Consider the following 21,568-nt stretch of genomic DNA (forward strand, 5'->3'; position numbering starts at 1 on the left):
AACATTTCTCGCAAACCAGACCTATCGGGCACGACGGCGGAGCGCGAGGCCGAGGATCGTCCCCAGCACCACCACGGCGCCGGCGAGGCCGATCCCCCACAGCGTTCCCGGCGCGTGCGCCGACACTTCGTCGGCGACCGACTGTGCCCGGGCGTGCTCCTGCACCCGGGCCACCGCACCCGGTAGCACCTGGATCGGCGGAACCGGACCCTCCCGCGCCTCGGACGCGATCAACAGGTCGCCGTTCTCGGTGAACGCGACCGACTCGCCCTGCGGCTGCTCCGGCACGTGCGCGCGCACCACGGGACCCGCGGCGAACGCCGCTGCCACATCGCCGTCCGGCGCGGAGAACAGAAACACGTCGGAGTAGCTGCGGACCGCGGCAACGGTCCCGTCCGCGGACACCGCGCCGCCGGTGAACATCGTCGAGTGCAGGGCCGGGGCGGTTGTGCCGCTGCCGGTCGTTGCGTTTTCGGCGCCGGTCGTCTCCGAGACGTCGAGTGATCCCACCTTCTCGAGCGGGGACGGACCGGGACTCGCGAGCTCGCCCACTGAGACCCCGCCTGCGGGCCGGTACACGTTGCCCGCCCCGAACACTTCCTTCGTCACGATGAGCGGCGTGCCGTCACGCTGGACGAGCACGGTCTCCGCGTCGTGGGGGCCGTCCGGATACGTCAGCCGGTGCAGTTCTCCCGCACCCGTCTCCCGGTCCATCGCGATCAACGCCACCGTGTCGCGTCTGCGCCCGTTGTCTCCGGTGTCGGCCAGCCACAGCCGCCCGTCGGGACCGGACGCCGCGTCCTCCACGTCGTAGGGGTCGACCGGCAGCGGAATCCACCGCTGCACGGCGCAGTTGCCGTCCATCACGGCGACGGCGCGATCGGAGCCGCTGTCACCGACCGCATACAGAAGCCCTCCGGCGGAGACGAGCCCCGACAACTCCTCCAGCGAGGCCTCGTCCGGAGTTCCGACCGCGGAATCGTCGGGCGTGCAGAGCGGACCGAATTCCGACGCGTCGACGGCGGTCTGATCACGGAGGAACGGTTCGGCGGATCCCACACCCGCGGCGGCGATCGGAGCGCACGCCGCGAGGACGGTGACCGCCACCCGGGCGGTCCACCGCGAGCGGTCAGGCACTGCCGTTGTACTGAACCAGTGCCGATGCCAGCGCTTCGGGCACCCGCGCATGGACGCGCGTGCCGTCTTCCTCATGAGACGAGTCGAGTATCTGACCGTCCGAATGGATTCTCGCCATCAGGTCTCCCCTGTTGTACGGGAGAAGAACGCTGACCTCGATTTCCGGACGGACCAGGACGTCGCTGAGATGCGCTCGCAACTCGGCGATGCCCTCTCCGGTCCGGGCGGAGACGAACGACGCACCCGGGAGCAGGCCGCGCAACTGTGTCAGCGTGACCGGATCGGCCGCGTCGATCTTGTTCACCACGATCAGTTCCGGCGGCGCCGCGGCGTCGTTCTCCCGGATCACCTCGGTGATCACCTCGTGCACCGCCCTGATCTGATCCGTGGGCAACGGGTCGGAACCGTCGACCACGTGCAGTAGCAGATCGGCGTCCGTCACTTCCTCGAGCGTCGAACGGAACGCCTCGATCAGCTGCGTCGGCAAGTGGCGCACGAATCCGACCGTATCGGTCAGGATGTACTCGCGGCCGTCGTCCAGCGCCGCCCGCCGGGTAGTGGGATCGAGGGTCGCGAACAGGGCGTTCTGCACCAGCACCCCGGACCCGGTCAGCGCGTTCAGCAGGCTCGACTTGCCGGCGTTGGTGTACCCGACGATCGCGATCGACGGTGTCTCGCTGCGCAGGCGCCGGGTGCGTTTGGTGTCGCGGGCGGCCTTCATGCCCTTGATCTCGCGCCGCAACTTCGCCATCCGCTCGCGAATACGACGGCGATCGGTCTCGATCTTCGTCTCACCGGGACCACGCAGACCCACGCCGCCGTTGCTGCCGGCGCGACCACCCGCCTGCCGAGACATCGATTCACCCCAGCCGCGCAGTCGGGGCAGCATGTACTCCATCTGGGCCAGCGCCACCTGCGCCTTGCCCTCCCTGGACGTCGCGTGCTGGGCGAAGATGTCGAGGATCAGGGCAGTCCTGTCGATGACCTTGACCTTGACGACCTTCTCCAGCGCGGTCAGCTGCGCGGGCGTGAGTTCACCGTCGCAGATGACGGTGTCGGCGCCGGTGGACAGGACGACCTCGCGTAGTTCGTCTGCCTTGCCGGACCCGATGTAGGTGGCCGCGTCGGGTTTGTCCCGTCGCTGGACGAGTCCCTCGAGGACCTCGGATCCGGCGGTCTCGGCCAGGGCGGCCAACTCGGCCATGCTGGATTCGGCCTGCGCCGCGGTGCCCTGCGTCCAGACTCCGACCAGGACCACGCGTTCGAGGCGCAGCTGCCGGTATTCGACCTCGGTGACGTCGGTGAGCTCGGTGGAGAGCCCGGCAACTCGGCGCAGCGCGCTGCGATCCTCGAGTTGCATCTCGCCGACCGATGGGCGCCCGTCGTCGTAGGCGAACTCGGTGGAGTCGGAGATCGGCGATTCTTCTGTGCGATGTGTTTTCGTCATACACCCTCATGATCCCACGGAATGTCGAGGTCATGCACGCGCATTTCGCGCAGGGCGATCACGCGAGGCCGTTCCACCAGCCGTCGTCGAGGTCCCCGGACGCCACCAGGACGGACGGTCCGCGCAGCGTCGCCCGGCCACCGGACAGCGCCACGGTGACCTGACCACCGGGAATACGGACCTTCACTTCACCGGAGTCGGCGCCGTCGAAGCGCAGCGCGGCGGTGGCCGCGGCGACCGTGCCGGTGCCGCACGACCGTGTCTCGCCGACTCCGCGCTCGTGCACCCGCATGTCCACGGCCCCGGATTCGATGCGGGTGAGGATCTCGACGTTGACGCCGTGCGGGAAGAAACCGGGATCGAAGCCCGGCGCGGCCGTCAGGTCGAGGGCCGACAGGGAGGCTGCGGTGAGATGCGCATCGACGCAGGCAAGGTGCGGGTTCCCGACGTCGATGCCGATCCCGTTGAAGACCTTGCCGTCGAGGGTCGCGGCGCTGGTGCCCAGATCGCGGACCACACCCATGTCGACGGTGACCTCGCCGAACGCGCCGTCGGCCGAGTGCACGATCACCGGCTTGCCGCCTGCGCGGCTGCCGACGACGAACTCGTCGCGCGTCTCGAGGCCCGCCGACCGGAGGTAGTGGGCGAAGACGCGGACACCGTTGCCGCACATTTCCGCGATCGATCCGTCGGCGTTGCGGTAGTCCATGAACCAGTCGTCCTCGGACGTGCCGTCGGGGAGTTCGGTGAGCACACCGGCCGTGGCCAGCGCACCTGCCTTGGCGACGCGCAGGATTCCGTCTGCGCCGAGTCCGCGCCTGCGGTCGCACAGCGCCGACACACGGGGGGCGGACAGATCGATGCGGACGTCGGGATCCGGGAGGACCACGAAGTCGTTCTCGGTGCCGTGTCCCTTGCTGAAATCCATGCGCACCACTCTATCCAACGGTCGAATGGGTGCGGCTCATCTACGCCGCCGCGGTGCGGCTCATCTACGCTGCCGGGCGATTTCGTAGAGGGCGACGGCTCCGGCGGAGGGGGCTCCGAGGGAACTCGCGGCACCCCCGATCGGGATGTTGACCACCGTGTCGCATGCTTCTCGCCACGCGGCGCTCATTCCGCGGGTCTCGTTGCCGATCACAAGGACGGTGCCGCCGCCGAAGTCGTGGGCGTCGATGGTGACGGAACCGGTCTCGTCCGTCCCGACGATGTGCAGGTCGGTTCCGGACGCTCGCCGGGCGTCGCGGAAGGCGAGTATTTCGTCGACGGACGACACTGTGACGACGGGCATCGCGAAGAGGGAGCCGGTGGAGGCGCGGACGCTCCGGGGGTCGAACGGGTCGGCGCCGTGACCGACGACGACGACGGCGTCGGCTCCGAACGCGTTGGCGGAACGGACGAGGGTCCCCAGATTTCCGGGCGAGGTGGGCCGGTCGAACACGACGATCAGGGGTACGGACCGCAGTCGCAAGTCCGCGAGCCGCGAGGCCCGTGTCTTCGCGACGGCGATCAGTTCCGGCGCCGTCGTGGTCTTCTCGCCCAGTTCGGCCATCAGTTCGGCGCTGACACCGATCTGTTCGACGGAGCGGGAGGCGATCAGTTCTCGCGCCCAGTCGGACAGCGGAGGTCCGTCGATGCGGTGCAGCAGCGATTCGATCGGCCAGTCGTGTTCCAGCGCGAGGTTGAGCGGACGCACACCCTGGATCAGGAAGCGTCCCGCCTTCGTTCGTTTGGCGCGATTGGTGAGGTACGACTGCCATTGCTGAAACTTCGCATTGCGGCTGGTCACCAACAGGGACGAGACCGGACGGTTCCGTCCGGGCGGGGTGCGGCTCATCGTTCTCCCAGTGTTCGGGTCTCGCCGAGGGTGCGGATCGCGATGTCCGCGAGGTCGGGGGCGCGTCCGTCGACCCACCGGATGCGGGGGTCGCGGCGGAACCACGACCGTTGTCTGCGGACGTAGCGCCGCGTGCCGACGAACGTGCGTTCCTGCGCCTCGTCCAAGTCGTATTCGCCGTCGATCCAGGCGAGGACCTGTGCGTATCCGATGGCCCGGGGCGCGGTGACGCCCTCGCGCAGTCCCACGTCGATAAGCCCGCGCACCTCGTCGACGAGTCCCCGATCGAACATCAGCCGGGTGCGGAGCCGGATCCGGTCGTCGAGTTCGGCCGTGTCGCGGTCGACGCCGATGATGTGTGCGCCCCACCGTGGTTCGCCGATGCGCGGGGCGGACGCCGCGAACGGCTTGCCGGTGATCTCCACGACTTCGAGGGCCCGGACGAGGCGCCTGCCGTCGGTGGGGAGGATCGACGCGGCGGCGTCGGGGTCCACCTTCCTCAGCTCGGTATGGACGGCCGCGACTCCCCGGTCGGCGAGGACGGCTTCCCACCGGGCCCGCACCGACGCGTCGGTGGCGGGGAAGGCCCACTCGTCGAGCAGCGACTGCACGTACATCATCGACCCGCCGACGATGACCGGCACGGCGCCGCGGGCGGCGATCGCCTCCACGTCGCGGACCGCGGCCTGCTGATAGTTCGCGACGGTCGCCGTCTGCGTCACGTCGAGCACGTCGAGTTGGTGGTGCGGGATTCCGCGGCGTTCGGCCGGGGCGAGTTTGGCGGTGCCGATGTCCATGCCCCGGTACAGCTGCATCGCGTCGATGTTGACGATCTCGCCGCCGAGGCGTTCGGCCAGGTCCAGCGCGAGATCCGATTTTCCGGTGGCGGTCGGTCCGACGACGGCGATCGGGGTGGGTGACGTCACGGGCGCCACTCCCCCACGTGGTAGCCGACGCCGTAGGGCGCCGCGCTGTACAGCGTCCGGCAAGTCGTGGGCGATCTGCCGAACACGCCGGCGAGCACCTGCCACGGGACCCGCCCGCCGATGCCCACGGCGGCGCATTCCGCGGGGTCGAGGGCCAGCAACGCGTCACGGTCGCCGGTGTCGAGGGCGGCATCGACCCTGGCCTGCACTCCCGCCGCCCGTGGATCGAACGCGCCGGGCGCCTTCGCCGTCAGGGTGTTCGCCCCGTCCCCGACGATCACCAGCCCGCGCGGCTCGGGATCCCGGTCGAGTTCGGAACGCAGTTCCGCGCCATACGCGGAGCACTGCGCCGGAGTGAGGTCGGCGGCGAGGATCCGCGCGTCGACGACGGCATCCGGCGCGCACGTCCCCCGGATCCATCCGGCCGTCAGTGCCGCCAGCGGCAGGTCGGGGTCGGGCTCGCCGGCCGGACCGGGCCGCAACGCGACCCGTACGTCCACGCCGTAGCCGCGATAGGTGCCCTGGGCGCCGGGCTGCACCTCAACCGCGGCCGGCGCCGCCCCGACCGCCACCCACTCGGTGGCGAGCGCCGACAACGCCTTCGCGACCGCCTTCACCGCGTCCCGCAGCGGCGCCGTCTCCGCAGCCGCCGACCCGGTCAGTTCGGGGACCAGGAGCGGGGGTGACGGCACGAGGATGGCAGCGGTGAACACACGCGACACGCTAGTCGACCGCCGGCGCCGGCCCGACATCCGATTCGGGCGCCGCCGTCAATCGGTACCAACGCGGACCGTCCGACCTGATTCAATAGTCCACAGGGCCCGTACCGGGTTGAATGGAGCCAGCACCCGTCCCGGGTCGTATGGAGCCAGTATTGCGTTCAGGCAGCCGTGACGCGCGGCAGAGATGAGGAACCGATGACCGACAGCAGCGACGCGAAGCCCGCCGTGGAGCCTGCCGCTCAGCAGCACGACACGCCGAAGCCCAGCGTCCCGAAGCCCGGTGTAGCCGCCAAACCGAATGCACCCAAGCCCCACCCCACACCGACGCACGCTCTCTCCGCCCCCGCCGTCGCCGCACCCCCGCAGAGCGATCCCAGCAAGTTCGGCCGCGTCGACGACGACGGCACCGCGTGGGTCACGACCGCGGACGGGGAACGGCAGATCGGCTCGTGGCAGGCCGGAGACGCGGCGGAGGGTCTGGCGCACTTCGGTCGGCGCTTCGACGACCTGGCGACGGAGGTGGCGCTGCTCGAAGCCCGGCTCAGTTCCGGTGCCGGCGATGCGAAGAAGACCAAGGCCGCCGCGATCGCGCTCGCCGAATCCCTCCCGACCGCCGCGGTGATCGGTGACATCGATTCGCTTGCTGCCCGTCTCGACGTCATCGTCGCCGGATCCGACGAGGCCGCCGCCCACGCCAAACACGAGAAGGAACTGTCGCGGCAGGCTCTCACCGAACGTAAGGAAGAACTCGCCGCCGAGGCCGAGCACATCGGCGCCGAATCCACTCAGTGGAAGGCCGCCGGCGATCGGTTACGCGAGATCCTCGACGAATGGAAGACGATCCGCGGGATCGACCGGAAGGTCGACGACGCCCTGTGGAAGCGGTATTCGAAGGCGCGGGAGACGTTCAACCGGCGTCGCGGTGCGCACTTCGCCGAACTCGATCGTGAACGCGCCGCCGCGAAGACGAAGAAGGAAGAACTCGTCGCCCGGGCCGAGGCGCTGTCCGACTCCACCGACTGGGGTCCGACCGCAGGCGCGTTCCGGGATCTGCTCGCGGAGTGGAAAGCCGCCGGGCGCGCGCCGCGCGAAGCCGACGACAACCTGTGGAAGCGGTTCAAGGGCGCCCAGGACGTGTTCTTCGCGGCCCGCAACGCCGCGTCCTCCGAACGCGACGCCGAGTTCGAGGAGAACGCGGTCGCGAAGGAGGAGTTGCTGAAGAACGCCGGCCACATCGATCCGTCCAAGGACATCGACGCCGCACGGGCGGCCCTTCGCGACCTGCAGGAGAAGTGGGACGCCATCGGCAAGGTTCCCCGTGAGCGGATGCACGACCTCGAGGGCAAGCTCCGGGCCATCGAGAAGCGCGTCCGCGACGCCGCGGACGAGGAATGGCGTCGCACCGACCCGGAGGCACTCGCCCGGGCTGCCCAGTTCCGTGAACGGGTCATCCAGTTCGAGGAGCAGGCAGCCAAGGCCACCGCTGCCGGCAAGACGAAGGACGCCGAGAGCGCCCTCGCGCAGGCCAAGCAGTGGCGCGAATGGGCCGAGGCGGCCGAGGGCGCCGTCAGCGGCCAGTAGGCGCGACCTCTAGCCGACGTTCCAGTCGCCGCGTCGCTCCGCTTCGGCGGCAGCGGCGCGGCGTTCCTCTTCCGCGGCCAGTTGCAGCGCGGTCCGGCTCCAGACCACCTTCAACCAGTGGAACGTGAGCACGATGACGGTGAGCCAGCCGATGATCAGCCCGATTCCGGGTCCCGCCGCCTCGACCCCCGGCGCCGGCGTCTGCCGCGACCAGATGGCGAGCATGCCGAACACGATGGACACCGCGGTGCCGGCCAGGGCCACCCAGGCGAGGGCCCAGCGGCGGGTGACGAGGGCCAGCATCGACACCACGACACCGAACACCACCTCGAACCACACGAACAACCGCGACGGCAGGGCGATCGTCTCGGCCTGGGCGTCGTCGCCGTACACGAGGACCTCCCAGCCGTTGGCGACGCCGGAGTGCGGCAAGGTCAGCGAGCCGAGGAGCACCACGACCGCGATTGCGACGACGAGTGCACGCGCGCCGGGGTCGATCTCGCCGGCCACCTTCTTCTCGGCGTCGTCGAAATCCTTCAGGTAGCTCTCGATCGGCTCGTTCTCGCCACTCGAACCGGTGTCACCGGTCCGGTGTCCGTCGTTCCGCTTGTCGTCGGACGAGGAGGTCATGCGTTGCATCCCATCTGAGCGGGCAGTGGTGCGGGCGCACCGATCTGCGGCAGTCCGAGCCCGACGCCGATCGGCGGGGTCTTGGGGGTGACGCCCTTCTCGAAGGAGTCCCCCGCGCGGGTGCGGCGGTGGGTCAGGACCGGGGTGTCGGCGACGAGGTGGTGCGGGGCGGCGGCGCTGACCACGATGGTGACGACGTCGCCCGGCCGGATGTTCCCGTCGAGGTTTCCCTCCGGCCGGAAGTGGACGAGCCGGCCGTCGCGGGCGCGTCCGCTCATCCGGGCGGTCTCCGCGTTCTTGCGGCCCTCTCCGGCTGCGACGAGCAGTTCCACCTCGGCTCCGACGAGCTTTTGGTTCTCTTCGAGGGTGATGGCTTCCTGCAACGCGATGAGACGTTCGTACCGTTCCTGGACCACGGCCTTGGGCAGCTGTTCGTCCATCTCCGCCGCCGGGGTGCCGGGTCGCTTCGAGTACTGGAAGGTGAAGGCACTGGTGAACCGCGCCTGCCGGACCACATCGAGCGTGTCCTGGAAATCCTCCTCGGTCTCACCGGGGAAGCCGACGATGATGTCGGTGGTGATCGCCGCGTGCGGCATCGCGGTGCGCACCTTCTCGATGATTCCGAGGAACCGCGACTTCCGGTAGGAGCGGCGCATCGCCTTGAGCACGCGGTCCGAACCGGACTGCAACGGCATGTGCAACTGCGGGCACACGGTGGGGGTCTCGGCCATCGCCTCGATGACGTCGTCGGTGAACTCGGCCGGATGCGGAGACGTGAATCGGACACGCTCGAGGCCGTCGATCTCGCCGCAGGCCCTCAGCAGCGCGGCGAACGCCCCGCGGTCACGGGGCTGGTCCGGATCGGCGAAGGACACGCCGTACGCATTGACGTTCTGCCCGAGCAGCGTGACCTCGACGACGCCTTCGTTCACCAGCGCCTGCACCTCGGCGAGGATGTCGCCCGGGCGGCGGTCGACCTCCTTGCCGCGCAGCGCGGGCACGATGCAGAACGTGCACGTGTTGTTGCAGCCGACGGAGATGGACACCCAGCCGGCGTACGCGGACTCCCGCTTGGCGGGCAGCGTCGACGGAAACGCCTCCAGGGCGTCGAGGATCTCGACCTCGGCGCGCTGGTTGTGGCGGGCCCGGTCCAGCAGGGCGGGAAGCGACCCGATGTTGTGGGTGCCGAAGACGACGTCGACCCACGGTGCCTTCTTCACGACGACGTCGCGGTCCTTCTGCGCCAGGCACCCGCCGACCGCGATCTGCATGTCGGGGTTCTGCTCCTTGGCCGGCGCCAGATGACTCAGATTGCCGTACAGCTTGTTGTCGGCGTTCTCGCGCACCGCGCAGGTGTTGAAGACGACGAGGTCCGGCGCCTGCCCGGTTTCCGCCCTCGTGTAGCCCGCGTCCTCGAGCAGCCCCGACAGCCGTTCGGAGTCGTGCACGTTCATCTGGCAGCCGTACGTGCGCACCTCGTAGCTGCGGCGAGGGTTCTGGTCGATCGTGTCCACGTATGCCAGGGTACGGCCCGCGCCAAATCGCCTCGTCGCGGCCGGTGTGCGCCAGGACACACGGCCGAAGCCGAACAGTAAAGTTTCCGTGACATCCCGAGGATTCTCGGAGCAAATGACGGGCCCACCCGTCCCCAGCACATAGGGTCATCGACTATGACGCAAGCCGACGACGCGACGCCGACACCCTCCACGGGCGCGGCCCCGTCCATGATCTCGATGAAATCGGTGAACAAACACTTCGGCGCCCTCCACGTCCTGCAGGAGATCGACCTCGAAGTCCCTCGCGGGCAGGTCGTGATCGTCCTCGGACCGTCCGGTTCGGGGAAGTCGACGCTGTGCCGGACCATCAATCGGCTCGAGCCGATCGACTCCGGCGAGATCGCCGTGGACGGCAAGGTGCTGCCCGCCGAGGGCAAGGCGCTGGCGGCTCTGCGCGCGGATGTGGGCATGGTGTTCCAGTCGTTCAACCTGTTCGCCCACAAGACGATCCTCGAGAACGTGATGCTCGCACCGGTCAAGGTGCGGAAGAAGAGCAGCGGCGACGCGAAGACCAAGGCCTACGAGCTTCTCGAGCGTGTCGGCATCGCCAATCAGGCGGACAAGTATCCGGCGCAGTTGTCCGGCGGCCAGCAGCAGCGGGTGGCGATCGCCCGCGCGCTCGCCATGGATCCCAAGGTCATGCTGTTCGACGAGCCGACGTCCGCACTCGACCCGGAAATGGTCAACGAGGTCCTCGATGTCATGACCTCGCTCGCCAAGGAGGGCATGACCATGCTCGTGGTCACCCACGAGATGGGCTTCGCCCGGAAGGCCGGCGACCGGGTCCTCTTCATGGCCGACGGCCAGATCGTCGAGGACTCCGAACCCGCCACCTTCTTCACCGCTCCCAAATCGGAGCGCGCGAAGGATTTCCTCGGCAAGATTCTCAGCCACTGACTCGCACGGGCGCCGCCCCGGTGCTCTGTCGGTCCACCGTGCTTCACAGGCAACATCCGTCATTTTCAATGGGAGGAACTCGATGAGGATCAATCGCTCGATTCGTGTGGGAATCGGCGTCATGGCGCTCGCCGTCGTCGCATCTGCCTGTGGCGGAGGTGAGGAGAAGAGCGCGTCCCAGAGCGCATCGGAGGGCAAGCTGACGGTCGGCATCAAGTACGACCAGCCCGGCCTCGGGTTGCGCAATCCCGACGGATCCTTCAGCGGTTTCGACGTCGAGGTGGCCGAGTACGTGGCCGGCAAGCTGGGCGTCGCCCCGGAGAACATCCAGTTCAAGGAGTCCCCGTCGGCTCAGCGCGAAACGCTGATCCAGAACGGTGAGGTCGACTACGTCGTCGCCACATATTCGATCACCGACGCCCGCAAGGAGAAGGTCGACTTCGCCGGCCCGTACTTCATTGCCGGACAGTCGCTCCTGGTGAAGTCCGACAACACCGACATCACCGGACCCGATTCGCTCAACGGCGGAAAGAAGCTGTGCTCGGTCACCGGCTCCACCCCCGCGCAGAAGGTCAAGGACCAGTACGCGCAGGACGTGCAGCTGCAGGAGTTCGACACGTATTCGGCGTGCGTCGAGGCGCTGCGTAACGGTGCAGTCGACGCCGTCACCACCGACGACATCATCCTCGCCGGCTACGCGGCACAGTACCCGGGCGAGCTGAAGGTGGTCGGCCAGCCGTTCACCGAGGAGCGCTACGGCATCGGCCTGGCCAAGGGCGACGACGAGACCCGCGCCAAGATCAACGACGCCATCGAGGCGATGATCGCGGACGGCTCGTGGGCGCGCGCGTTCAACGAGACCGTCGGCGCCTCGGGCTACCCGATTCCCGCCCCGCCGACCGTCGATCGGTACTGAGCAACACACACATCCGGGTCGGACGGCTCCCCTTCGGTGGAACCGTCCGGCCCGTTCGACACCAACCACCGGTGACCTGGGGAGACGGTAAGTGGACCTACTGAGCAAGTACGGCGATCAGCTGATCGACGCATTCTGGACGACGGTGCAGCTCACCGCGTTCTCGGCCGTCGGTGCTCTGATACTCGGCACCATCCTGGCGGCCATGCGGGTGTCGCCGATTCCGGTCGCGCGGGGCGTCGGCACGGCCTACGTGACGATCTTCCGCAACACTCCCCTGACCCTCATCATCATCTTCTGCTCGTTCGGCCTCTTCCAGACGATGGGCGTCAAGCTCGCCCCCGAACAGTCGCCAACCTTCTTCGAGCAGAACAACTTCCGGCTTGCCGTGCTCGGCCTCAGCGTGTACACCGCGGCCTTCGTCTGCGAGTCGCTCCGATCCGGCATCAACACCGTGCACGTCGGCCAGGCGGAGGCGGGACGGTCGCTCGGACTCACGTTCTCCCAGAACCTGCGCCTGATCGTTCTTCCGCAGGCGTTCCGGGCCGTCACGGCACCACTCGGCAGCGTGCTGATCGCCTTGACCAAGAACACGACGATCGCCTCGGTGATCGGTGTGGCGGAGGCATCGCTCCTGATGAAGGAAATGATCGAGAACGAGGCGGCAATCTTCGTCGTCGGTGGCATCTTCGCACTCGGATTCGTGATCCTGACCCTGCCGATGGGACTTCTGTTCGGCTACCTGAGCAAGCGATTCGAGGTTGCACGATGAGCAATTCCGCCACCGTCCTCTACGACGCTCCGGGTCCGAAGGCGAAGAACATTTACCGCCTGATCTCCGTCGCTGTCGCCGTCGTCTTGCTGGGAATCGGCTACCTGGTCTACGCGGCACTCGACGACAAGGGCCAGCTGACGTCGGCGAAGTGGGATCCGTTCACCGAGTCGACGTCGTGGACCACCTATCTGATCCCCGGTATCCGCGGCACCCTCGTGGCCGCCGCCGTGTCGATCCTCTTCGCGCTGATCCTCGGCGCGATACTCGGCATCGGACGCCTGTCGGATCACCGGCCGGTCCGATGGGTCTCCGGCGGGATAGTCGAACTGTTCCGCGCCATCCCGGTGCTGATCCTGATGATCTTCTCGTACCAGCTGTTCGCCGAGTACGAGGTCTTCAAGTCGAAGTATCTCGCGCTCGCCGCGGTCATCGTCGGCCTCACGCTGTACAACGGCTCGGTGATCGCCGAGATCGTCCGGGCCGGCATCAACTCGCTGCCCAGGGGCCAGAGCGAGGCGGCGATGGCGCTGGGCATGCGCAAGAGCCAGGTCATGCGCACCATTCTGCTTCCGCAGGCTGTCACGGCGATGCTCCCCGCGATCATCTCGCAGATGGTGGTGGCCCTGAAGGACTCCGCGCTCGGTTACCTCATCGGCTACGTCGAAGTGGTGCGCTCCGGCCAGCAGCTCGGCGCGTTCTACGGCAACTACCTGCCCGCCCTGATCGTGGTGGCGATCATCATGATCGTGCTCAACTCCACCCTCACCGTGGTCGCGACCAAGGTCGAGAAGCGCCTCCGCGCCGGCAAGAAGGGTGGAGGCGGGCCGCAGGGCCCCGGCCCCGAACTGCCGGCGGTGTCGGTTCCGGGTATGGACATCACCGACAAACGGTTGTGATGTGACGTTCGCGCTGCACGAGCGACACGGTCGGACGGGGCCATCGCCCCGTCCGACCGTGTCGGCTCAGATCTCGTCGAACACGCCGTCCGTGTCCGTTCCGGCCTGATCGAGTTGCTCCTTGACCACCTCGAAGGCCATGCCCTGAGGGAATCCGCGGCGCGCCAGCATCGACACCAGGCGTCGCACAGCCCGGTCGCGGTCATCCGCGGACACCGTGCGCAGCTTCTTCGCGACCAGTTCCGTGGCACGTGCTCGTTCGTCGCCGCTGTCGATCTGAGCGAGCGCCTCCGTGGCGTCGTCCTGACCGATGCCCTTGCGGCGCAGTTCCATGGCGAGCGCACGTTTCCCCTTGCCGGAGTACGTGTGTCGTGAATGCACCCACTGTTGCGCGAAGTCGGCGTCGTTGACGAGGCCGACCTCGGCGAGGCGGTCGAGTACGCGCTCAGCGATGTCGGCCGAGTAGCCCTTCTTCGCCAGCCGCTCGGACAACTCCGCCCGACTCCGGGCACGGTCCGTCAAGAGACGCAGGCACAAATCTTTGGCCTGCGTCTCCGTTCCACCTTCGCCCGTAGGACGCATGGCGGCGCCTTAGAATTCGACCGGGGCTGCGTCGTCCGTGGCAGCCGTGACGTCGGCGCCGATTCCGAGCTTTTCCTTGATCTTCTTCTCGATCTCGTCGCGGATGTCGGTGTTCTCCAACAGGAACTTGCGGGCATTCTCCTTGCCCTGCCCCAGCTGGTCACCTTCGTAGGTGTACCAGGAACCCGACTTGCGGATGAACCCGTGCTCGACACCCATATCGATCAGCGAGCCTTCCTTGCTGATTCCCTGACCGTAGAGAATGTCGAACTCGGCCTGCTTGAACGGCGGCGCGACCTTGTTCTTGACCACCTTGACGCGGGTGCGGTTACCCACGGCGTCGGTGCCGTCCTTGAGGGTCTCGATCCGCCGGACGTCGAGACGCACGGACGAGTAGAACTTCAACGCCTTACCACCGGTGGTGGTTTCGGGGGAACCGAACATGACGCCGATTTTCTCGCGCAGCTGGTTGATGAAGATCGCGGTGGTGCCGGAGTTGCTCAGCGCACCGGTCATCTTGCGGAGCGCCTGGCTCATCAGGCGCGCCTGCAGACCCACGTGGCTGTCGCCCATCTCGCCCTCGATCTCGGCACGCGGAACCAGTGCGGCCACGGAGTCGACCACGAGGATGTCGAGGGCGCCGGAGCGGATCAGCATGTCTGCGATCTCGAGCGCCTGCTCACCCGTGTCGGGCTGCGACACCAGGAGGGCATCGGTGTCGACACCGAGCTTCTGGGCATAGTCGGGGTCGAGTGCGTGCTCGGCGTCGATGAAGGCCGCGATGCCGCCGGCCGCCTGAGCGTTGGCGACCGCGTGCAGGGCCACGGTGGTCTTACCCGAGGATTCCGGGCCGTAGATCTCGACGACACGGCCGCGGGGCAGTCCGCCGATACCGAGGGCGACGTCCAGGGAGATGGAGCCGGTCGGGATGACGGCGATGGGCTGACGGACACCTTCGCCCAGGCGCATCACCGAACCCTTGCCGAAGTTCTTGTCGATCTGCGCCAGCGCCAGGTCGAGCGCCTTGTCTCGATCATGTGCCTGTGGTGCCATCGTCGTCCCCATTCTCGAGTCTCATCAGTGATCTGCGGTCAGATTAGATCCAGGTACCGACAAGAATCGTGACCACCGAACATCTCCAGCATAGGGGAACGTGTGTTCGATAGATATGACCGGGCCGTTCGACACGCCGGATTTTTATCGTCGCTTCGGCGGGACGTCGAACTCGACGCACAGTTCCCGCCACACCTCGCGGGGTTCCCGGCCGTCCTCGATCGCCTCGGCGGCAGTCTTGCCACCGAGGCTGAGCAGCACATGGTCGACGAGCAGCGCATCGCCACGCATCTGCCCGAATTCGTCGCGGACGAGTTGGTGAAATTCGGTCAATCGCACACGACCACGCTAGCCGAAACGCGGGCCCGGGGGTCTCACCGCAGCGCGTCGCGGCAGACCTCCACCGGATCGGCGACCTCGACGATGCTTCGCGCGGCCCGCTGCGCGGCGTCGGCGTGAGCACCGTTAGAGAGCACCCGGTCCACCGCGTCGCGGAGGGCGTCGGCGCTCGGGGGACGCACCACGACGGCGCTCCCCTGTCGCGCGGCTCGATTCGCGAGTTCCCACTGATCTCCGCCGCCGGGAACCACCACTGCCGGGACACCCGCCAGCAGCGCCTTCGCGAGCATTCCGTGCCCCCCGCCACAGACGACGACCGAGGCTTCGCGCAGCATCACGTCCTGGCGGCCGAGTCCGGCTCGCGCCCAGGACGGAACGGTGTACGGCGCCCCCTCCAGAATCGACGCGACCACCCGGACACCGGCCCCGTCGAGCCCGGCCAGCGTGGTCTCGAGCATCCCCTCGGCGCCGGTGAATGCGGTCGAGGGGGCCACCATCACCAGTGGGTCGGTGCCGTCCGGCGCCTCCAGTACCTCGTTCGTGGGTTCCCACAGCAGCGGTCCCACCACGTGCGCCTCGGCAGGCCAGTCCGGCCTCGGGACCTCGAGCGCGGGGAGCGTCGCGATCAATCGGCGCGCCGGCCCCGGGTCCGTCGCCGGCAGCCCGACACCGATGCGGGCCTCCGAGCGTTGCCGCTCGCCCTGCCGGATCGACCGAGCCGTCGCGGTGCGCATGAGCGTGTCCCGGAGCCTGCCACGGAGACCCTCCCCCGGCGCCAATCCGCTTCCGATGGGCGGCAGACCCCGGGACGGGGCGTACAGCGGGTGCGGCGACAATTCGACCCACGGAATCCCCAGCCGCTCGGCGGCCATACCGCCACCGGCGGTGAGGATGTCGGAGACCACGAGGTCCGGTTCCGTCGCGCGCAGGTCGGGCAGCAACTCGGTGGAGATGTGCGCGGCCCGGGCGTGAATGCGCGCGCCCGCATCGAGGTCGTCGTCCGTCGGCCGGGGCGCGAGTCCTTTCAGCAACTCGGCAGGCACGCCTGCCGCCCGCGCGGCCTCGATCCACCGTGCGCCGGTGAACAGGACCGGATCGTCGCCGGCCGCCAGGAAGGCGAGGCACAACGCAAGGGCGGGAAAGGCATGTCCGGGATCCGGCCCGGCGACCACGGCGACTCGCACGAGCACAGGGTGTCACACGGTCGGCGTCACCGTTTCTCGAACACGGCTTCGGCGGCATCGAGGGACCGCGCCCGGTCGGCGGGGACGAGACCGATCCGGGTGCGCCGGTCGAGGAGGTCGTCGACGTCGAGTGCGCCCTCGTGCGTCACCGCGAACTCGAGTTCGGCGCGGCTCACGTCCACGCCGTCGGCGATCGGTACCAGCAGTTCGGGGCCGGCGGCGGCGATCAGCGCCGCTTCCGTCCCGAAGCGAGCCAGCAGCGCCGGCGGGGCCGAAACGTTCCGCAGCGCTTCGGGTGTCGCGGCGCCGACGAGCGGGAGGGCACGCGTCCGGCACCGGCCCGAGTCCAGCCCCGCCACCTCCACAGCGGCGTCGACGGCGTCCTCCGCCATCTTGCGGTACGTGGTCAGCTTGCCGCCGACGACACTGACGAGACCCGTGTCCGAGCGGAGGATGGCGTGGTTGCGGGACAGGTCCGCGGTCGACCCGTCCCCGGTGTCGAGCAGAGGGCGCAGACCCGCGAAGGTGCCGAGGACGTCCGCGCGGCTCAGCGGATCAGCGAGCGCCGTGTTGACCGTGTCGAGCAGGAAGTCGACCTCCTGATCCGACGCCGCCGGGACGTCCGGAACCGGCCCCGGCGCGGCCTCGTCGGTCAAGCCGAGGTACACGCGCCCGAGCTGCGCGGGCAGCGCGAAGACGAAGCGATTGGTCTCACCGGGGATCGGGACCGTGAGCGCTGCGGTCGGGTTGCCGAGTCGTTCGGCGGGAAGAACCAGATGTGTTCCGCGGCTGGGCCGCAACGTGATCCTGGGATCGATCTCCCCCGACCACACACCGGCGGCGTTGACGACGGCGCGCGCCCGGATGGGCAGTTCCGAACCGGTCAGCTCGTCGCGCAGGGTCGCCGATGTCCCGGTCACGTCGTACGCACCCGTTCGCGTGAGCACCTTCGCACCGAGGAGCGCGGCCGTGCGGGCAATCGCGACGACGAGCCGCGCATCGTCGATCAACTGACCGTCGAACGCCATCAGGCCGCCCCGCAGGCCCTCCCGCCGCACGGCCGGGGTGAGTTCGACGACCCGGTCGGCCCCGACCGTGCGCGACCGCGGCAGGACCGCCGACGGCGTGCGCGCGCCGGCCCGCAACAGGTCACCGGCCAGGAACCCCGTACGGACGAGGGATTTCCCGAACAGGGTCGTCGAATCGAGCACCGGGACGAGCTGCGGCAGGGCTCGGACGAGATGGGGCGCGGTGCGGGTCATGAGGATTCCGCGCTCGACCGCGCTCTCGCGGGCGATCCCCACGTTGCCCGACGCGAGGTACCGCAGTCCGCCGTGGGCGAGCTTGGAGCTCCACCGGCTGGTTCCGAAGGCGAGGTCCCGCTTCTCGGCGAGCACGACGCTGAGGCCACGTGACGCCGCATCCAGCGCGACACCGACGCCGGTCACGCCCCCGCCGATCACCAGCAGGTCGACGGGCGCTCCGCCGGACAGCTCGTCGAGCTCGCGTGCCCGTCGTGCAGCGTTCAGCGCCGACGATCGTCTCCTCGGCGGGGCCTTCGGGTGGTTCACCGGTCTCCTCGGGTCGTCGGTTGGTGGTCGGCGACATCCGGCGCCAGGTAGGCGCTCACGGCGCGGCGGAGTTGCTCCGTCAACGCGTCGCCGGGAAGCTCCTCCGCGACCATCACGGCCGACTGGACCGCCGACTGCGCGATGAGCAGCACCATGGTGGCGATCTGACGGCTCTCCCCCACGCGAATGGAGCCCTGGTATTGACCTGCCGACACCGCGACCGCGACCTGGTCGATGATCGCCCGCTGGCTGGTACCGAGCCGCTCCAGGATGTACGTGGTGAACAGTTCCTGATCCGAACGCAGGATTTTCACGAACAGTGGATGGTCGCGCACCTCGGTGGACACGTGCACCACCGCGTCGACCAATTGGCGGTGGACCGACTCCTCGGCGGAGAATTCGGGCATCACCGCGGCGATCTCGCGGGTCATGAGATCGGCGACCACTGCCCGCGTGTCCGCCCAGCGACGGTAGACGGTCGGCCTGCTGACGCCGGCGCGCCGGGCGACCTCGGCCAGGGTGGTGCGGCGGAGACCGAAATCGAGAATGCACGTGCGGGCGGCATCGAGGATCGAGTCCTCGACGCTCGCCGGGCTGGCGTTCTGCGCGGGAGAATTACGAATAGACATTGTGTGTAACACCGTAACGCATGAATCTCCCACCGGCACCCGAAGCCCATTCCTCAGGGCGGGACCCGGTGTGCCCCATCCCCTGCGTCGGGGATTCGACCAGCGTCGACAGTGGGAACGGGGGATTACGGGACGAGAATCGGGGTCGGGCGCGAACCCACCCGAACAACCCGGATATTCGGTTAATTACGGCGTTCCGTCGCTGCCCGATTCATAATCGACGCAGTGCATGCGGTTCCGCGGGGAGTGCCCGCCCGTCAGCTCCGTGTGATGTCCGATTTGTCGCCCGATCCAGACATCGCCTTGATCAGCAAGTAGACACCGAACACCACGGCGCTCACGACGAGAATCCAGAACAGACCCTTGACGAGTGCACCGACCACCGCCAGTGCAATCCAGATCACCGCAACCGCCAGAACAATCTTCCAGAACATGATTTCCTCCACTCACGTCTCCCCGATCGACTTCTGCGCCCGACATCTGGTCGACCCCACTTATCGGGTACGCACACCAGCCTGGCACGGCGGAGGCGGTAAATCACCAGGTCAGCCCAAAGATCAGGGAAAGATCAGGGTTCTCCCCCACTCCCCCGCCGCGCGTGCGGCCGCAGCGCGGACCGGCAGTCAGCGGTAGCGCCGGACGATGTCGTCGATCTCGCCGAGAGCGGCCGCGAGGCCGGCGAGCTTCTCCGTGGCCGACACGAGTTCGGCACGTTCGTAGGCCAGCTCGCCGACGGCGCTCCCCGTACCGGGGACGGCCACCTCGGCCGCCGCGGCCACCAGTTGTTCGAACTGCTCGACCCCGTCGTCGAGTTGTGCGGCGGCGGAGGCTATCGCGCGGTGGAGCGGCTCGGCTGCCGCCCGGCTTCCCCGCGCCGCATCCTCCATGGAGGTGATGTCGAGCGCCACCGCCTGCAGCGCCGCTGCCGCGGAACGCGCCGTGGTGTGGGTGTCCTCGATGTCCTCGCCGCCGATGGTTCCGGAGCGGGACAGCACACCCAGGATGCCGTGCAGTGCCCGCTCGCTGTGCACGAGCCGCTCCATCGATTCCCTTGCGGCCGAGGACGGCGGCGGAAGCACACGGCGCGCCGGCAGGCCCGGCGGCAAGGTGACGGCGTCGAGCTTGCGGTAGCGGCTGACGGCCAGCACCGCCGGAACCGCGAACACGACAGCGCCGCCACCGGCCATCAGCATCGACCATTCCGGTGCGGCCATCAGGGCCAGACCCGCGGCGCCGGTGGCCGAGGACCCGGACACGATGCCGTAGCGCTTCGCGCGGCGCCTGGCCCGCCTCTTCTTCCGCAGCAAACGTTCCCGCGGGTCGCGCCACTTCTGCGCCGCATCCGCGAAGGACTCGCCGGCTTGCTGCAGTGCCCCCTGGATCCCGGCGAGGCCGGACACGACGGTGGCCGACCGGACTGCTCGTCCAGGTCGGCCACCTCGGGTGGAACTCATGCGAATTCTGTTCGGCTACTGCGCGGTGCCGGTCTGGCCTGCGGCCGGCGGCTGCTTGTCGAGGTTCGGGTTGGCGGGCGTCGCCGGCGCGTTGACGGTACCGCCGGACGGCAGGGCGTCGCCCTTCATCGAGGCCCGAATCTGCTCGAGCCTGCTGTGCCCGGCCATCTGGATGCTCGCCTGCTGAACCTCCATCATGCGGCCGGACACCGAGTTCTGGGCGAGCTCGGCGGAACCGAGTGCATCGGCGTAGCGGCGCTCGATCTTGTCCCGCACGGCGTCGAGGCTGGGGGTGTTGCCGGGGGCCGAGAGGGTGCTGTCCATCGAGCGCAGCGATTCGCTGACCCGCTCCTGCATCTTGGCCTGCTCGAGCTGGCTGAGCAGCTTGGTACGTTCCGCGACCTTCGCCTGCAGGGCCATCGCGTTCTGCTCGACGGCCTTCTTGGCCTGCGCGGCCGCCTGCAGCGACTGGTCGTGCAGTGCCTTGAGGTCTTCCACGCCCTGCTCGGCGGTGACGAGCTGCGCAGCGAACGCCTCGGCGGCGTTGGTGTACTGGATCGCCTTCTCGGTGTCGCCCGCGGCCTGCGCCTGATCGGCGAGATTGACGGCCTGGCGCGCGTTGGCGTTGAGCTTCTCCACCTCGTCGAGCTGACGGCTCAGCTTCATCTCGAGCTGGCGCTGGTTGCCGATGACAGACGCGGCCTGCTGCGACAGAGCCTGGTGCTGACGCTGCGCATCCTCGATCGCCTGCTGAATCTGAACCTTGGGGTCAGCCTTCTCATCGATCTTGGAATTGAAGAGCGCCATCAGGTACTTCCATCCCTTGACGAAAGGATTAGCCATGGGTTTGATCCTGCCTCCATCTGTTGCGCCGCGCGTTGCGCGACCCGATGCGCGACCGTCACGCACCGGAACAAGGGCTGCGCCCCGACTGTCTGTCTGGCTCACCGCCGACGAGATCGGCGGTTACGAGAAATCTATCGGTTCGGCACGGGTGTTGCTATGCAGCAGCCAGGGCCTGCGCAGGCGCGGGGATGACGACCCGCGTGTCACGGGCGATGGTCGTCGAGCCCGGTCGTGCACTCGCGGCAGGCACGTCGGCGGGCGCGGATTCGGCCGCGTGCCGCTCGGTGTTCCCACGCTTGGCCGAGGAGCCGTCGGACAGTGATTCGCTGACGTCGACGAGTACATCGGAGAGTGGAACCTCCAGCGCATCGCAGATCGCCGCCAGGAGCTCACTGGAAGCTTCCTTGCGCCCCCGTTCGACCTCGGACAAATACCCGAGGCTCACACGAGCACTGTTGGAGACCTCACGCAGGGTCCGGCTCTGCGAAACGCGCGTACGCCGAAGACTGTCACCGATTGCCTCACGCAATAGCAGCGCCATCTCGCTCCTCCTTCATCCGTCACCTGTCTCGCCTATCTCAACGCGCGAA

Annotated in this window: 23 protein-coding genes; 5 read left to right on the plus strand and 18 right to left on the minus strand. The window is 68.4% G+C overall.

What is annotated here, in order from left to right:
• Positions 1-21: 21 nt before the first annotated feature.
• The 6 genes from H0B43_RS03275 to H0B43_RS03300 are packed head-to-tail and all read right to left on the minus strand — an operon-like array spanning position 22 to position 6,060.
• Complete coding sequence (locus tag H0B43_RS03275; protein WP_185729314.1) at positions 22-1,137, minus strand: hypothetical protein; 1,116 nt, start codon at positions 1,135-1,137, stop codon at positions 22-24.
• Positions 1,130-2,584 (minus strand): GTPase HflX, encoded by a 1,455-nt coding sequence (gene hflX / locus H0B43_RS03280; RefSeq protein WP_185729313.1) that lies wholly within the window; start codon positions 2,582-2,584, stop codon positions 1,130-1,132. Before hflX ends, H0B43_RS03275 begins: the two co-directional genes overlap by 8 nt.
• 58 nt (positions 2,585-2,642) lie before the next feature.
• A complete protein-coding gene (dapF, locus tag H0B43_RS03285) occupies positions 2,643-3,512 on the minus strand; it encodes a diaminopimelate epimerase (RefSeq protein ID WP_185729312.1) in 870 nt (289 codons plus the stop codon).
• A 60-nt stretch (positions 3,513-3,572) separates the two neighbouring features.
• Positions 3,573-4,421, minus strand: a complete 849-nt coding sequence (locus H0B43_RS03290) for an RNA methyltransferase (RefSeq protein ID WP_185729311.1) — start codon at positions 4,419-4,421, stop codon at positions 3,573-3,575.
• On the minus strand, positions 4,418-5,347 hold the full coding sequence (miaA, locus tag H0B43_RS03295) for a tRNA (adenosine(37)-N6)-dimethylallyltransferase MiaA (protein WP_185729310.1): 930 nt from the start codon (positions 5,345-5,347) through the stop codon (positions 4,418-4,420). Before miaA ends, H0B43_RS03290 begins: the two co-directional genes overlap by 4 nt.
• Positions 5,344-6,060: a class III extradiol dioxygenase subunit B-like domain-containing protein gene (locus tag H0B43_RS03300; RefSeq protein ID WP_185729309.1), complete on the minus strand. Its 717-nt coding sequence runs from the start codon at positions 6,058-6,060 to the stop codon at positions 5,344-5,346. The genes miaA and H0B43_RS03300 overlap by 4 nt, the downstream gene beginning before the upstream one ends.
• A gap of 204 nt (positions 6,061-6,264) precedes the next feature.
• On the opposite strand from H0B43_RS03300, the gene H0B43_RS03305 reads away from it, so the two are divergent.
• The gene (locus H0B43_RS03305) at positions 6,265-7,650 is read left to right on the plus strand and encodes a DUF349 domain-containing protein (protein WP_185729308.1); all 1,386 of its coding nucleotides are present in this window, start codon (positions 6,265-6,267) and stop codon (positions 7,648-7,650) included.
• A gap of 9 nt (positions 7,651-7,659) precedes the next feature.
• On the opposite strand, the gene H0B43_RS03310 is transcribed toward H0B43_RS03305, so the two are convergent.
• Both H0B43_RS03310 and miaB read right to left on the minus strand, forming a co-directional pair.
• Positions 7,660-8,280 carry a hypothetical protein gene (locus H0B43_RS03310; protein ID WP_185729307.1) on the minus strand — a complete coding sequence of 207 codons (621 nt, stop codon included), beginning with the start codon at positions 8,278-8,280 and terminating at the stop codon, positions 7,660-7,662.
• A complete protein-coding gene (gene miaB, locus H0B43_RS03315; protein WP_185729306.1) occupies positions 8,277-9,794 on the minus strand; it encodes a tRNA (N6-isopentenyl adenosine(37)-C2)-methylthiotransferase MiaB in 1,518 nt (505 codons plus the stop codon). Before miaB ends, H0B43_RS03310 begins: the two co-directional genes overlap by 4 nt.
• A gap of 210 nt (positions 9,795-10,004) precedes the next feature.
• Between miaB and H0B43_RS03320 the strand changes: the two genes are divergently transcribed.
• The 4 genes from H0B43_RS03320 to H0B43_RS03335 all read left to right on the plus strand — a co-directional run bounded on the left by H0B43_RS03320 (position 10,005) and on the right by H0B43_RS03335 (position 13,320).
• Positions 10,005-10,733, plus strand: coding sequence for an amino acid ABC transporter ATP-binding protein (locus H0B43_RS03320; RefSeq protein WP_185730125.1), 729 nt, complete (start codon positions 10,005-10,007; stop codon positions 10,731-10,733).
• 82 nt (positions 10,734-10,815) lie between these two features.
• Positions 10,816-11,649: a glutamate ABC transporter substrate-binding protein gene (locus H0B43_RS03325; RefSeq protein ID WP_185729305.1), complete on the plus strand. Its 834-nt coding sequence runs from the start codon at positions 10,816-10,818 to the stop codon at positions 11,647-11,649.
• Between the two features lie 91 nt (positions 11,650-11,740).
• Complete coding sequence (locus H0B43_RS03330) at positions 11,741-12,421, plus strand: amino acid ABC transporter permease (protein ID WP_185729304.1); 681 nt, start codon at positions 11,741-11,743, stop codon at positions 12,419-12,421.
• Positions 12,418-13,320 carry an amino acid ABC transporter permease gene (locus H0B43_RS03335; protein ID WP_185729303.1) on the plus strand — a complete coding sequence of 301 codons (903 nt, stop codon included), beginning with the start codon at positions 12,418-12,420 and terminating at the stop codon, positions 13,318-13,320. The genes H0B43_RS03330 and H0B43_RS03335 overlap by 4 nt, the downstream gene beginning before the upstream one ends.
• 66 nt (positions 13,321-13,386) lie before the next feature.
• Here the strand turns inward: H0B43_RS03335 and recX are convergent, their stop codons facing one another.
• From recX to H0B43_RS03385, 10 genes are all read right to left on the minus strand, one after another.
• The gene (gene recX, locus H0B43_RS03340; protein ID WP_185729302.1) at positions 13,387-13,902 is read right to left on the minus strand and encodes a recombination regulator RecX; all 516 of its coding nucleotides are present in this window, start codon (positions 13,900-13,902) and stop codon (positions 13,387-13,389) included.
• 9 nt (positions 13,903-13,911) lie between these two features.
• The gene (gene recA, locus H0B43_RS03345) at positions 13,912-14,955 is read right to left on the minus strand and encodes a recombinase RecA (protein ID WP_185729301.1); all 1,044 of its coding nucleotides are present in this window, start codon (positions 14,953-14,955) and stop codon (positions 13,912-13,914) included.
• Positions 14,956-15,099: 144 nt separating this feature from the next.
• Positions 15,100-15,294 carry a DUF3046 domain-containing protein gene (locus H0B43_RS03350; RefSeq protein ID WP_185729300.1) on the minus strand — a complete coding sequence of 65 codons (195 nt, stop codon included), beginning with the start codon at positions 15,292-15,294 and terminating at the stop codon, positions 15,100-15,102.
• A gap of 35 nt (positions 15,295-15,329) precedes the next feature.
• Positions 15,330-16,478: a nucleotide disphospho-sugar-binding domain-containing protein gene (locus H0B43_RS03355; RefSeq protein WP_185729299.1), complete on the minus strand. Its 1,149-nt coding sequence runs from the start codon at positions 16,476-16,478 to the stop codon at positions 15,330-15,332.
• A 26-nt stretch (positions 16,479-16,504) separates the two neighbouring features.
• Positions 16,505-18,049 (minus strand): glycerol-3-phosphate dehydrogenase/oxidase, encoded by a 1,545-nt coding sequence (locus H0B43_RS03360; RefSeq protein ID WP_185729298.1) that lies wholly within the window; start codon positions 18,047-18,049, stop codon positions 16,505-16,507.
• Entirely contained in the window at positions 18,046-18,678 is a 633-nt protein-coding gene (locus tag H0B43_RS03365) for a TetR/AcrR family transcriptional regulator (protein ID WP_185729297.1), read from the minus strand. The genes H0B43_RS03360 and H0B43_RS03365 overlap by 4 nt, the downstream gene beginning before the upstream one ends.
• A gap of 257 nt (positions 18,679-18,935) precedes the next feature.
• Positions 18,936-19,124, minus strand: a complete 189-nt coding sequence (locus tag H0B43_RS03370; protein WP_185730168.1) for a hypothetical protein — start codon at positions 19,122-19,124, stop codon at positions 18,936-18,938.
• A gap of 177 nt (positions 19,125-19,301) precedes the next feature.
• Positions 19,302-20,132, minus strand: a complete 831-nt coding sequence (locus tag H0B43_RS03375) for a phage shock envelope stress response protein PspM (RefSeq protein ID WP_213015046.1) — start codon at positions 20,130-20,132, stop codon at positions 19,302-19,304.
• A gap of 15 nt (positions 20,133-20,147) precedes the next feature.
• On the minus strand, positions 20,148-20,975 hold the full coding sequence (locus H0B43_RS03380; protein ID WP_185729296.1) for a PspA/IM30 family protein: 828 nt from the start codon (positions 20,973-20,975) through the stop codon (positions 20,148-20,150).
• A gap of 157 nt (positions 20,976-21,132) precedes the next feature.
• A complete protein-coding gene (locus H0B43_RS03385; RefSeq protein ID WP_185729295.1) occupies positions 21,133-21,519 on the minus strand; it encodes a helix-turn-helix domain-containing protein in 387 nt (128 codons plus the stop codon).
• Positions 21,520-21,568 lie beyond the last annotated feature (49 nt).

This window comes from Rhodococcus sp. 4CII (genome assembly GCF_014256275.1).
GTDB lineage: Bacteria > Actinomycetota > Actinomycetes > Mycobacteriales > Mycobacteriaceae > Rhodococcus_F > Rhodococcus_F wratislaviensis_A.